The following is a 13397-nucleotide window of genomic DNA, read 5'->3' as shown; positions in this document are numbered from 1 at the left end:
TAACCTATGAGCAGTATTCAAATGCCAACCGTCTGCTTTTAGTTTTCACCTTGCAGTCTCCCAACTGCTAGATATGCCCCTATCCTTGGTTTAATTAGCTTTTGTTATTTTCCACAGAAAAGTGCTTACCTGCTGTAACTTTGAATTATAAACTTTTTCAATTCCAGCTTTTAAGAAATCAGACGGCTCGAACAAGAATAAAAATATGTCACTAAAGCCATTAGTAATCTCTGGTAACTGATTTTTTCCTACAATTTGAAATTGCACTTTTGGATCGATTAAGTTACTAAGTACTTGTAATGGTGGAATGATGTTATCCTCATCACTAATTAAAAGCGGTTGCTTACCTTGATTAATAATGTGAGCCATTTTAGGATATTCTTGGTATTTTTCAGGCAATTGGTTCCACCAAATCTGCGATTGAGAGTGAACTAGACAAGATACAACTTCCCCCATAATTACCATAAACGCTACAATTGACCAAAACTTTTTTTGCCAAGCTTTAATAGAAATCGACGTAATTTTAGTGGTAAATAGGTAAGCAACAGCTAACTGTATCCCTAAAACGGAAGGAAGTGTATATCGACTAGTAGCATATCGCTTGAAAAAGACGAAATCTGTTATCAGTAGGGGAAGCCCTACAGATCCAATCAAGGTTAAGACAAATAACCAAACTTTTTTAGAGGTTCTTCGACACACAACATAAATTGAGTAACTGATTAAGGCTAAAAGAATTAAAATAAAAGGAATCAAGACAAACTTAAGTTTTCCGGGTTCGTTAGGACTAATACCTAAATCAAGAAACGCACGACTAAAGATACCAGCCCACCTTGCAAAGGACATAAATACTGTTTGTTTAATATTAGTCCAAGTTACTGCTTCTGGCTGAGGGTTGGTAATAATAATCCAAATCCAAGGTACAAAACTTATAAAACCCACAAGCGATGATAGCAGGTAATAAATTGATGTTTTACTCAATCGGAAGCGTTCGATCGCAAGTACATAAATTCCTTGTGCAAAAGCAACCAAGGTAAAAAATAAATGAGTATAAAACCCTATTGATAATGTTGCTGCATAAATACACCAACCAACATTTGTTTTCAGGCGCATGGCTCGCAGCAGTGCTACGCTCGATATTAAGATGGCGACTATCGATAAACTGTACGATCGCGCTTCTTGTGCGTACACGATATGAATAGGTGAAACGGCTATCAACCCAATAGCTATCCACCCTACTAGTGAAGACTCAAATAATTCTTGACATAGCCAATAAAGACAAGGAAAGGCGAGCAGACTAATAAATGCCGAAAAACTTCTAATCGCTGCTACAGAATCACCAAAGCACTTTACCCAAAACTGGGTAATTAAAATGTATAGTGGCAAAATCTGCGAGTCTTCTACAATAACCCCTTTAATTGTAGCAATTGCATTTTTTTCAGGATTAGGATACTGGTATTTATGTAAATCTTCTATGCCGAGCAAACGGCCGTTACTTAATTGCTTCCTCATCTCTGACTGGGTATAGCCAGATATGCGTAATGATGAAAAAACTTCATCACCCCAATAAAGTTTTTTGTCAATGTTGACAAAGCGAAAAAATACACCTATTACTAGCAGGATGGTGATTAAAGAACGTAACCAATATTTAGAAATAGTCCATTTCTGTGAGAATTGCTTTTTCATGTAGTTTTCAATTTCCTCAAAGCCTTAATCAATCTTGGTTAAAAGGCAAATTATCATTTTTTATTAACTTGTTGATAATAAAAAAATCAGTTTAGTATTTCTGAACAAAAAAGTTAAAAAAATTGGCTAAAATTAGGATTTATCTAACTTACAAATTAAATAGAAGATATTATTTCCTTCTTCACTAAAATGATATTTTCTATAAATATTTTACTTAAAAATTTTCTCTGTCTAAAGAACAAACAAATATTAAATATTATTTTGCATATTTTGCAACACTATACTTGTAGACTTGTAGGAAACACAATTGTTTCTTAGTAATCCTACAGTATAAGTTCATCAATAAATAAAATACTTGTGTTAAAAATAAAAAGTTCTTATAAAGTTTATATTTAAAGTACTATAAATATATTTATGAGTAGCAAACAGTACAAAGATGCTAAGTAAGTCGGCATAAGTTCCAAAAAAGCATTCGCAGCGAAAATTTATTGCTTGCTCTGTACCCATTTAATTACGTAGCTTGCTTGTCACTGGAGGTGGGAAGCTTTTTAATATCTGTGTTCCAAATTTTTACAAAACTCAGTGCTGAGTACTCTAAATTACTCAATACTTATATATAGCCGTAGTCACATAGATTAGGACAGTGTTGATTGCTCAAAGGCTTGAAACGACTGGGTTTTTACTCAGCACTCAGCGCTCAGCACTCAGCACTTTGCTATATTTGAATATTTGCCCCGCCCCTTGTAGGTGGTCTTTCAACTCAGTACTCTTCATTTGCCTTTGCCTGGGCTAAATCGACCATTGTTCCAGCAGCCTAAAATACAGTGTTCGTATACTACTGTAAATCTATCGACTTATAGTATGATATTTTGGTATGTAGCAATTAAACGCAAGCAACATATCTCAAGTAAACGGACGAGTGCAAACACCCTACCGTCTTATCGATCAAACTATGGAGAATTGACATGAGCAACAAACACATTGAAGTCAAACAGGTAGCAGGTTTCATCGGTGCCGAAATCAGCGGCGTAGACTTGTCGCGTCCTTTGCACGATGATGCAGTCAAAGAAATTCGTCAAGCGCTATTGAAGTGGAAAGTCGTGTTCTTTCGCGGTCAAAACATCGATCATGCGGCACAGATTGCATTCACGGCTCGTTTCGGCGAAGTCACTTACGCACATCCCCACGAAGATGAGCCGATTGAAGGCTTCTCAGAAATCCTGCCCATTGACCGTAGCCGTTACGAGCGGCGCAATGGTCTGCGTCGTTCCAGCTACGAGAGCCGTTGGCACACCGATGTCACAGCAGTTGTCAACCCACCTGCGGCATCAATTTTGCGTGCGGTTAATGTCCCTAGCTTCGGTGGTGACACACAATGGACAAATTTAGTTGCAGCCTACGAGGGCCTGTCAGCACCCCTACGGGCGTTGGCAGACACATTAAAGGCCGAACATCGCTTCAATGCGCGTTTGAATTTGCCCAGCAACAGCAAGATTGCCCAGCGCATCGCAGCTAATCCCCTGGTTTCAATCCATCCAGTGGTAAGGGTTCATCCTGAGACTGGTGAACGCGCATTGTACGTCAACCCTGGCTTTACCTCGCACATTCTTGACGTATCACGACAAGAGAGCGACCTACTGCTTGAGTTGTTCTTTAACCAGATCACCAAGCCCGCCTACACCACCCGCTTCCGCTGGAATAACGGTGACATTGCGTTCTGGGACAACCGTGCCACTTCCCATTTGGCTCCTCAAGACTTGGATCATCTGGAAGTCGAGCGCGTCCTGTATCGCACTACCATCACGGGCGATGTTCCAGTTGGGCCTGATGGTTTCCGATCACAAGTAGTTGAAGGTGAGGCGTTCAACAGCGAACTACCGACCGTATTGAAGAACAAAGCTGAGAAGTTAGAAGCAGTATCAGCACTTTCATAAACTACAGAGTGGTAAACAAGGGCTGCGCTGTTCGTAGCCCAGTTTACCTACTAAAGTTTTTCTAGCATATTTTTACCGATATAGTTGGTTATAAGTTGGTATTTTGATACTATTTTACCTAGCGTCAATTTTATGTAAAAAACCCTTCAAACCCCTTTTCTATGAAAAGAAGACAAATTTTTGGCTTCCTGGGTATAGCGATCGCTGGCTTGCTGCTAGCAATTGGTTTACCGATGGTTCCTCCTTCTCCTGCAATAGCATCGAACACCAGCATACTTGTGTCCGCAGCTGCCAGCTTAAAAGAGGCACTAGAAGAAATTAAGCCTTTGTACCAACAAAGTAAATCAAATATCAATATTAATTATAACTTTGGGGCTTCTGGTGCATTGCAGCAACAGATTGAGCAAGGTGCGCCAGCGGATATCTTTATTTCTGCTGGCAAAAAGCAAGTGGATGCTTTGGAACAAAAAGGACTATTGCTACCAGGTAGCCGTACTAACCTAGCAAATAACCGTCTAGTCTTGATAGTGGCTCAGGATATTGTCGGCATCAATAGCTTCTACAATTTAACAGATAATAAGATTAAAAAAATTGCGATCGGTGAACCCAGAAGCGTACCCGCCGGTCAATATGGCGAGCAAGTCTTGAAGAAATTGAAACTTTACGATCGCCTCAAGTCGAAATTGGTTTTTGCTAACAATGTGCGTCAAGTTTTAGCAGCAGTAGAAAGTGGTAACGCCGAAGCAGGTTTAGTTTATGCCACTGATGCCAAAATTTCCAACAAAGTAAAAGTCGCAGTTGCTGCTGATGATAAATTTCACTCACCGATTGTCTATCCGCTAGCAATAATTAAAAGCAGTAAAAATACTTCTGCTGCCAAAGAATTTGTCCAGTTTCTATCTGGCAATGAAGCCAAAACTGTACTCAAAAAATATGGGTTTATTGTGAGTTAAAATAAGGGGCTTAAGCCCCTTGTTGATTAATTCAAGTTTAAGAAGCTGTGGACTGTAATTTTTCTAGTCGTGCCAGCACTTCTGAACTGTGAATAGTTGGGTTGACTTTGACAAAAGTCTCGCGCAAGACGCCTTGAGGGTCGATGATAAAACTGTGGCGCATAGATAAATAGCCAAGCCACGAACCATAAGCTTTACTTACTGAACCATCAGTGTCAGCCAACAGGGGGAATTTTAGTCCCTCTGAATCACAAAACTTGGCGTGAGAATCAATGTCATCAGCACTAACGCCAATAATCTGAGCGTTTTTTTCAAGGTATTGGGGTAAGTCTTGCTGAAAACGACGAGCCTCTATAGTACAACCAGAGGTGAAGTCTTTAGGATAAAAGTATAGGACTAGCCATTTACCGCGCAAGTCAGAGAGGGAAATTTTGCCATCACCTGTATTGGTTGGTAAAGTAAACTCAGGCGCGGGTTGATTAATTGCCGGAAGTTTACCACCCATAGCATCAGCAGCAGGGGTAAAATTCAGCCAGCTGATGATAGAAATACAGCTGGCAAATAATATGCTTAAAAAAGTGCGGCGGGAAATCATGGTGTAAACCAGAATCACAACTTTACACAAGTTTACAATTCTTGGTTGCGAGAAATCTTATTCTAAGTGAGATTCAGCAGGGGTATCTGTACTTTCGATATATTGACTATCTAGGAGAAAGACCCCCCTAGCAAAGCGAATCCCCCAATATCCACCGGGTCTGCGGTCAATGACTATACCTTCTTCACCAATATGAATTACATTGGGAGGGCGTAACATGGGCATAGGTTCAGCAGTTTTGACATAAGCTGGTAGCGCCACAACACGGACTTTACTACCAATTGCGAATTCTTTGGACATCTTAATCAAGCTAGGAGTTTTGAATTAACTCATAACTCAAAACTAGGTTGAAAGTCTACTAAATTGGGCATCGGGCAAAATACTTTCGTTAGTGGATAGCTAGGGTTTAGCCCGTGCTGAGTAAAGAAATGAGATTCTCCACTTAAAACTCATCACTTAAAACTCAGCACTCAGCACTCAGCACTCAGCACTCAAAACTCAGCACTCAGCACTCAGCACTCAAAACTCAGCACTCAGCACTCAGCACTCAGCACTCAAAATAGGGAAAGGGAAAGGGGATAAAGTTTTTCCCCTTTCCGCATCTTCTGCAAGAAGTCTGTTAATTTTTGACTATGGAAAACAATACCTGGACATCAGTCAAGGGTAAGTGCCAAAGTAATTCTGGTCTGGGTCAAGCTGGGAGCGACAACCGCGTTGGTATGCTTGCCAAAGTCTGTCCCAGGTAAATTGTTGTCGAGAATTTAGGTTTTTATGGATGACTCGCAACAGTCCTAGTCCCAGCATCAAGTTAGTTATTATTTTTTGAAAGATGATTAATTATTATTGAGGATTGCTTTGTTGACGGCGTGAAGGAGCATTTTGACGGAATTGCTCTAATTTTTGACGCTGTTCCGGGGTTAAGACTGCTTGAATCTGTTGTTTCTCAGACTCGCGGATTTGTCGCATTTGGGTTTTTTGGGCTTCAGTCAGATTTAAGTCAGCCAAACCACCTTTTCCTCGACGTTGACCAGGTTGCCGTTGACCTTGACCTGTTTGCCCCTGAGCCTTACGCGCTTGCCACTCAGCCCGACGTGCTTGTTTCGCTGCCTCTAATTTTGCTTTTTGTTCTGGGGTCAAAACTGCTTCAAATTTGGTGCGGCTATCGCGGCGAATCGTTTGAATTTGGGCTTTTTGGGCATCTGTTAGACCCAACTCTTTCCAAGGGCCTTTTTCTTTTTGTGGAGTTTGTGCAAGTAAAAGGGGTGAAGGAGAGGCTGTTTGAGCGTGAACAGCAAAGGAGGTTGCAGTTAAAGTTAAGGCGATCGCTCCAGCAACTAGCGATAATGCTTTGAGTTTCATGGTCTGGTGGGTTTTTCCTGGTTGGATGCCACCATCATAAGAACTTATCTTCAGCAGTTACATGAGGAGAAAGTCATGGTTATATCCATGACTTTAGTCATGATTGACAATAGATAGTTAAGAGTTAGAAATTAGGAGTTAGGAGTTATAAATTATGAAAATTTTGATTATGATGATTTAATAAGTCATTATTTAGCTGATTAACTAACTGTTTTGTTCTTTGAATTCAGTTTTAATTTGTCACTCAAAAAAAATTCTGCGGTGAAAGCATCTGCTCAATTTTTCGGAATTATTAACTTCTAATTTCTAACTTATAACTTCTAACTGGAGCAATGCGACTAATGAGTCGTCCAATTGAAATTAAAAAACATCCTTTTCCATCTTTGCTTTATCTGGAGTGGACATTACTAGCAATCACCGCCTTGACAGCTGTTATACCACCTCCGTTACGGCGATTTCGTCCCAAGCCTCTGGAGCTATCAATTTGTGGTGCATTTCCAGACTTGTCAGTTTGTAGCATATTGCCAGAACTATCAATTTATAGTCTGATTATTTTTGCGGCAATGGGCTTAAAATTACCCAGAAAGAACCAGACAAATAAGATAATATATACAGCTATTGAATTTTTATTGATTTTAATTGTTGGACTTTTTGGGGAAAGATTTTCTCGGCTTTTTCCTTTTCTCTATATAATTTTAGTAACTCGTAGTTGTCTGATTTTTCAGTTAAATGGGCGCTTATTCGTTACAAGTTTGTCATTTGCTTTGTTTTTAGTTACTACACAACTAAAATATCAGTTATTCAATTTTCAAGCATCGCCGCAGGCACAAGAGCGATATCGATTTTTGATTTTGAATTCGTCACTAGTATTTGGCTTAAGTTTAGTTTTTGTGTTGTTGATGATGAATGCAGTTTTGTCTGAACGGCAAAGCCGAGAAAAGCTAGCTCTTGCTAACGACAAACTCCGTCAATATGCTATGCAAATTGAAAATCAAGCTACCTTAGAAGAACGTAACCGCATTGCTCGTGAAATTCATGATTCATTAGGACACTCTCTGACTGCTTTAAATTTGCAATTAGAAACTGCTTTAAAACTATGGCAATCTAATCCAGGTAGGGCTGAAACATTTCTTGCAACTGCAAAGGAATTAGGTTCAAAAGCGCTAAAAGATGTTCGTCAATCTGTTTCTACTATGCGTTCTAATCCCCTACAAGAACAATGTTTAGAAGATGCGATCGCTAGTCTTTCAGAAAATTTTTATCGCTTTAATGGGATATTACCAATTTATCAAATCAATCTGGAATATTCTCTGCCACCTGAAATAAATACTGCTATTTACCGGATTACTCAAGAATCTTTAACTAATATATCTAAATATGCCTATGCCACAGAGGTAAAATTGGAACTTACTACGACTAAAGGCAATTTACAATTGATAATTCAGGATAATGGTAAAGGTTTTGACGTAGGGCAAAATACTACTGGTTTTGGACTTCATAGTATGCGCGATCGCACTTTAGCACTTGGAGGTCAGTTTAATATTAATAGCGCTCTTGGCTCTGGTTGCAAAATTACAGTTAATATTCCATTAACATGGTTAACATAATGATTAAAGTATTGCTGGTAGATGACCAAAGTTTAATTCGTCAAGGATTAAGAGCGTTATTGGAACTAGAACCAGATTTAGAAATAGTTGGGGAAGCAGAAAACGGCGAACAAGCGATTAATTTTGTTGCACAATTTCAGCCAGATGTAATATTGCTAGATATCAGAATGCCGATTATGGATGGAGTTGCAGCCACGAAGGAGATTCAAAAACGTTTTGCCAAAACTAAGATTTTAGTATTAACGACTTTTGATGATGATGAATATGTATCAGCAGCTTTAAAGAATGGGGCTATGGGTTATTTATTGAAAGATACGCCATCAGAAGAATTAGCTGTTGCTATTCGTGCTGTTCATAAAGGATATACTCACTTGGGCCCAGGTATAGTTAAAAAGCTGTTGACTCAATTTTCTCCTGTTGCACCAACTCATTTACCGCCTGTACCATCTAGTTTAGCTGAACTTACTCCTAGAGAAAAAGAGGTTTTGCGATTAATTGCTACAGGCGCTAGTAACCGAGAAATTGCTCACGGACTCTATATTTCTGAGGGGACAGTGAAAAATCATGTTACGAATATTTTAAACAGATTAAATTTGCGCGATCGCACTCAAGCGGCGATTTGGGCAAATACATATTTATCGTATTTGAATGAGCCAAGTTAAATAATTCGTAATTATTTACTAAGCTACTTATACAAATAGAAAAATCATAACTTACGCATTAATAAAGTAGACAAGAAATGATTGAATAAATCAGCAAAAAGCAGGCGATCGCTAGAAATACCATCGCTCATCACCTTAAGCAAACTGATTGTTAAGCTTGAAGCTAAAACAGTATAATGGACATCTACATAATACGCTTGTAGTATGTATATTAATCTCATTGGGCTTAACTGTTTTATGGAAGTTATTTTGGGTGATATCACAAAGTTAAAAGTTGATGCCATCGTCAATGCTGCAAATACTAGTTTGCTTGGGGGTAGCGGCGTAGATGGAGCGATACACAAGGCATCTGGATCAGACCTAGTTGATGAATGTAGGTCACTTGGAGGATGTAAGATTGGCGATGCTAAACTAACTAAAGGATATCGCTTACCTGCAAACTTCATCATTCATACCGTAGGCCCAGTATGGCGAGGAGGTAATGACGGAGAACCCGAACTTCTAGCTCAGTGTTATTATAAATGTATGCAAATTGCCGCAGATAAAGAGTTTAATAGTTTGGCATTTCCTTGTATTAGTACTGGGATTTATAAATATCCTAAAGCTTTAGCCGCTGAGGTGGCAGTGAAAATATGCGATGAACAGCTACAAAAGAATGGTCGTCCACAAAGAATAATTTTTTGCTGCTATGACTCAGAAAACTATGAAATATATGCGAATATTTTAGGGATTACGCATTGACATAAATAAACGAATATTCATTAGAGAAATTACTTTTAAACCGCAGATGCACAGATAATGATACTTGCATGGAAAAGTTTTCCGACTTGCGTAAAGTGTCTGTAACACAAAGAGAAAGAACGAGATTTTTTGAGTTACTTTGAAAAGAATACTCTAAAAATAAGTTTTTTATAGTTTATTTAAATAATTCCAAACATTCATTTTTTAAAACGTTTTTTGTGACTTTTATTTTCCGAAATGACTTATCGATTACCTCTTCGCAAGATATATTAATTTGTGATTGATTTACAGTAATTAAATCTTGAATTGAAGCACCATATACAATTTCTGATAAACCACTCCAAACACAAGCAGTTGCACACATAGGACAAGGTTCGCCAGTTGTATATATGCTATAACCTTCTAAAGAGAGGTTTTTCAATTTAGCTGTTAAAGTACGAATAGCATTGATTTCTGCATGGGCTGATGGATCGCTGTCTCTCTTTACAGTATTATGAGCTACGGCAACGACTTCGTTATCTTTAACAATTACTGCACCGTAGGGTGCATCGCCTTTTTTTGCTTCTGTCAATGCTAAACGCATAAAAGATTCTGGGTTCATATAAGCTGAGGTTAACATAAGGATAATGGTTAATCATATCGTATTTCTAATGTTATAACTGGGAATTAAGATGTATTAATGGTCGAATATGTTACTGAGCAGACAAGAAACAGAATTTTACTTAGAAGACCTAGAAACACCAATAGGTAAAGCGATTAATTTAACCCTTGCCTCTTTGGTGCTAATATCATCAGGAATTTTTGTGGCAGAAACATATAATATTCCTGATTATATGCGGTTTCAGTTAAATGTAGCTGATACTGTGATCGTTATCATCTTTGCTGTGGAATATTTACTTCGCCTGTGGAGTGCGGAAAATAAAATTAAGTATATTTTTAGCTTTTATTCGATTATTGACTTAATGGCGATTTTGCCATTTTTTCTAGGCATGGTGGATATTAGCTTTATTCGTCTATTACGATGGTTTCGGATTTTACGATTAATTAGATTTATAGATAAAAAGTTTTTATTCGCTAGTATCAGCAATGAAGATGGGATGATTTTTGCGCGAATATTATTTACATTATTTGCAATTGTTTTTATTTATTCTGGCTTAATTTATCAAGTCGAGCATCCGGTTAATCCTGAAAATTACGGTACATTTTTGGATGCATTCTACTTCTCTGTTGTCACAATGACAACTGTAGGATTTGGCGATGTTATTCCAATTTCGGAATTAGGACGCTTGCTAACAGTATTGATGATTTTTACCGGAATTGCATTGATTCCTTGGCAAGTGGGGGATTTAATTAAGCAAGTAGTGAAAACTGCTAATCAGGTAGAAATAGTTTGTTCGGGTTGTGGTTTAGCTTTCCATGATGTAAATGCTGGGTTTTGTCAGAGATGCGGGACTAAGTTACCTAGTCGCAGGATTGATTAGACATCTGGTGAAATTAAATATGCGTTATCGATCATCCTTGGAGAGATGTAGCACTGCTACGTCTCTCCATTCTTTTTAACTCCTATAGGATATCTCCCTTGATGAAAACCCAGGTTCAGTTTAAGGTGTCGTCTGCGGTGGATTGGTGGAATTAGGAAATGGAAGAGTTGGTACAATTACAGGTACAGGCTTTGCTTTTTCGCCTTGCAATTGAATTTGGGCTTGATTGCGGCCGTCTATTGCTTGTTGGTAATTAGGCTTGTATTTTATTGCTCGGTCGTAAGAAGCGATCGCATCTTGAAACCGTTTTAAATTTAATAGAGCATTGCCTCTACTATACCAGCTTTCGGAATAGTCTGGTTTATAACGAACTGCCTTATTATAAGACGCGATCGCATCTTCGTATTTCTGCAATATGTATTGTGAATTTCCTAAATTATACCAGAGTTGATAGTTATTTTGCTTAATTGTCGCCGCTTTACTATAAGCTTTTATTGCTTCTTCATAGCGTTGGTTTTGATGCAGCGACCATCCCAAATTATACCATGCTTGATAGCTTCTGGGGTTGTATTTAATTACTTGATTAAAAGATTCAATCGCTTCTGGATAACGCTGTAAATTCAGCAGTATATTACCTCTAGATAACCAAGCTTGGTAATAATCTGGTTGATATTGCACCGATTTATCATAAGCTGCAAATGCATCTTGATAGCGTTTTAAATTGACTAGTGCATTGCCCAAATTATACCAGGCTTGCTCGTAATCTGGTTTTAAATCAACGACTTTTTGATAGGCTGCGAGCGCTTCTTCATATTGCCTAGAATTCTGCAAAGCTAATCCTTTTTTATACCAAGCTTCATAATTATCTGGTTTGAGTTCAATTGCCTTTTCATAAGACTTAATTGCCTGGTCATATTGGTTTAAATTACTGAAAGCTTCACCCCTAGCATTCCAGACTTCTGAGTTGTCATTCTTTAATTCTAAGGCTTTATCAAAAGAGGCGATCGCTTCTTGATATCGCTGTAAATTTCCTAATACAGTACCACGACCAATCCAAGCATCTAAATAATCTGGCTGAATTTGAATTGCTTTGTCATACGCCACTAATGCGTCTTTGTATTTTCTTAATTTATTTAGTGTTTTGCCTTGACCATTCCAAGCTTGAGCATAATCTGGTCTGAGATTAACGGCTTTTTCATATACTTCTAGCGCGTCTTGATAGCGTTGTAAATCAAAAAATGTATTTCCTTGTTTAGATAATTCTATAGCATTATTTGAATTAATGTAATTCCAAATAAATATTGATGCTACTCCGCCAACAGTAAAGAAAAATATTGTTAGTAAAATTTTACCTAAAATACCTTTTTTTGGTTCAGGTTTGTTGATATTTTTTGGTGGAGAAGGAGGAGTTAGCGCGATTGTCTGAACAGGTGGTTGTCTTAACTCTTTCAGCGCTTGTAATGCCACCGTTGCCGAAGGATAGCGTTGCCGAAAGTCGTAGCACACCATTTTATCTAAGAATTGAGCAAATTCTGGTGTTACTGTAGCTTTATCGTGCCAGATAATTTCATTAGTATCAGGATCTTTTACTATTTCCTCTGGTGATAATCCAGTCAGAGCTTGAATAGCAATTATTCCTGTAGCATAGATATCACTGCTTAATTTTGGCGTACCATGAGCTTGTTCGCCAGGAATATATCCAGGTGTACCGATAGCTACTGTTGCTAAAGTTTGACCTTGGGGAGTAATAACTTGAGTTGTAATTTGTTTCACTGCACCAAAATCAATTAAAATTAATTTGCCATCTGGTTGGCGTCTGAGGATATTGTGGGGATTGACATCACGATGAATTACATTCTGTTGATGGACAAATTCTAAGATTGCTAAAAGTTCTTGTAAAAGTGAAATGACTTCTTCTTGACTTAGGGTTTTACCTGATGTTAATTCTTGACTCAGGTCATGACCTTCGATCAATTCCTGTACAAGATAGAATTCGGCATTTTCCTCAAAATAAGCTAAAAGTTGGGGAATGCGATCGTGAGTTCCTAATTTATACAGAACTTGTGCTTCCGTATCAAATAAACGCCTAGCTGTTTCCAAAGTTACCGGATCGCTTGCCTGGGGTTTGAGTTTCTTAACAACACATAGAGGTGAACCGGGTAATTGTGTATCACAAGCCACAAAAGTTTCACCAAAACCCCCACCTCCCAAGTTACTAATAATTTGGTATCTTCCTACAAGTGTGTTTCCTAGCATCTTGTTTGCCTAGTTAAGTGCGATGCGATCTGATTTTAATCTTGCCACAGGTTAAGAAGGAGTGATGGAGTGGGGAGCAGAGGAGCAGAGGAGCAGAGGAGCAGAGGAGCAGAGGAGCAGAGGAGC

Annotated in this window: 13 protein-coding genes; 6 read left to right on the top strand and 7 right to left on the bottom strand. The window is 38.4% G+C overall.

The genetic code is table 11. The features are described 5' to 3' along the window. Positions 1-90: 90 nt before the first annotated feature. A complete protein-coding gene (locus RMY27_RS16760) occupies positions 91-1683 on the bottom strand; it encodes a glycosyltransferase family 39 protein (protein WP_322665057.1) in 1593 nt (530 codons plus the stop codon). Between the two features lie 965 nt (positions 1684-2648). Here RMY27_RS16760 and RMY27_RS16755 point away from each other — a divergent pair. Together RMY27_RS16755 and modA are read left to right on the top strand one after the other, a co-directional pair. Further along, positions 2649-3617, top strand: a complete 969-nt coding sequence (locus tag RMY27_RS16755; protein ID WP_322665055.1) for a TauD/TfdA dioxygenase family protein — start codon at positions 2649-2651, stop codon at positions 3615-3617. A 161-nt stretch (positions 3618-3778) separates the two neighbouring features. Continuing rightward, complete coding sequence (modA, locus tag RMY27_RS16750; protein WP_322665053.1) at positions 3779-4570, top strand: molybdate ABC transporter substrate-binding protein; 792 nt, start codon at positions 3779-3781, stop codon at positions 4568-4570. Between the two features lie 37 nt (positions 4571-4607). Here the strand turns inward: modA and RMY27_RS16745 are convergent, their stop codons facing one another. The 3 genes from RMY27_RS16745 to RMY27_RS16735 form a co-directional block, all read right to left on the bottom strand. After that, complete coding sequence (locus tag RMY27_RS16745; protein WP_322665051.1) at positions 4608-5165, bottom strand: peroxiredoxin; 558 nt, start codon at positions 5163-5165, stop codon at positions 4608-4610. Between the two features lie 57 nt (positions 5166-5222). Beyond that, positions 5223-5465 (bottom strand): regulatory protein SipA, encoded by a 243-nt coding sequence (gene sipA / locus RMY27_RS16740; protein WP_289797541.1) that lies wholly within the window; start codon positions 5463-5465, stop codon positions 5223-5225. A 540-nt stretch (positions 5466-6005) separates the two neighbouring features. Continuing rightward, the gene (locus tag RMY27_RS16735) at positions 6006-6524 is read right to left on the bottom strand and encodes a P pilus assembly/Cpx signaling pathway, periplasmic inhibitor/zinc-resistance associated protein (RefSeq protein ID WP_322665049.1); all 519 of its coding nucleotides are present in this window, start codon (positions 6522-6524) and stop codon (positions 6006-6008) included. Positions 6525-6865: 341 nt separating this feature from the next. Between RMY27_RS16735 and RMY27_RS16730 the strand changes: the two genes are divergently transcribed. Together RMY27_RS16730 and RMY27_RS16725 are read left to right on the top strand one after the other, a co-directional pair. After that, positions 6866-8131 carry a sensor histidine kinase gene (locus tag RMY27_RS16730; protein ID WP_322665047.1) on the top strand — a complete coding sequence of 422 codons (1266 nt, stop codon included), beginning with the start codon at positions 6866-6868 and terminating at the stop codon, positions 8129-8131. Further along, positions 8131-8793 carry a response regulator transcription factor gene (locus RMY27_RS16725; protein WP_322665045.1) on the top strand — a complete coding sequence of 221 codons (663 nt, stop codon included), beginning with the start codon at positions 8131-8133 and terminating at the stop codon, positions 8791-8793. Before RMY27_RS16730 ends, RMY27_RS16725 begins: the two co-directional genes overlap by 1 nt. Positions 8794-8837: 44 nt before the next feature. Here RMY27_RS16725 and RMY27_RS16720 read toward each other — a convergent pair whose 3' ends face one another. Beyond that, positions 8838-9014, bottom strand: a complete 177-nt coding sequence (locus RMY27_RS16720) for a hypothetical protein (RefSeq protein WP_322665043.1) — start codon at positions 9012-9014, stop codon at positions 8838-8840. 16 nt (positions 9015-9030) lie between these two features. Between RMY27_RS16720 and RMY27_RS16715 the strand changes: the two genes are divergently transcribed. Further along, positions 9031-9534, top strand: coding sequence for an O-acetyl-ADP-ribose deacetylase (locus RMY27_RS16715; RefSeq protein ID WP_322665041.1), 504 nt, complete (start codon positions 9031-9033; stop codon positions 9532-9534). A 175-nt stretch (positions 9535-9709) separates the two neighbouring features. Here the strand turns inward: RMY27_RS16715 and RMY27_RS16710 are convergent, their stop codons facing one another. Then, the gene (locus RMY27_RS16710) at positions 9710-10135 is read right to left on the bottom strand and encodes a nucleoside deaminase (protein WP_322665189.1); all 426 of its coding nucleotides are present in this window, start codon (positions 10133-10135) and stop codon (positions 9710-9712) included. 88 nt (positions 10136-10223) lie between these two features. On the opposite strand from RMY27_RS16710, the gene RMY27_RS16705 reads away from it, so the two are divergent. Continuing rightward, on the top strand, positions 10224-11015 hold the full coding sequence (locus RMY27_RS16705) for an ion transporter (RefSeq protein ID WP_322665039.1): 792 nt from the start codon (positions 10224-10226) through the stop codon (positions 11013-11015). 120 nt (positions 11016-11135) lie between these two features. Here the strand turns inward: RMY27_RS16705 and RMY27_RS16700 are convergent, their stop codons facing one another. Next, positions 11136-13271: a tetratricopeptide repeat protein gene (locus tag RMY27_RS16700; RefSeq protein WP_322665037.1), complete on the bottom strand. Its 2136-nt coding sequence runs from the start codon at positions 13269-13271 to the stop codon at positions 11136-11138. Positions 13272-13397 lie beyond the last annotated feature (126 nt).

Origin of the sequence: Nostoc sp. DedQUE09 (assembly GCF_034530915.1) — a bacterium.
In the GTDB taxonomy this organism is placed as follows: Bacteria; Cyanobacteriota; Cyanobacteriia; order Cyanobacteriales; family Nostocaceae; genus Nostoc.
Note: the sequence above shows the minus strand (reverse complement) of the source record. Positions and strands in the feature narration are given on the sequence as shown.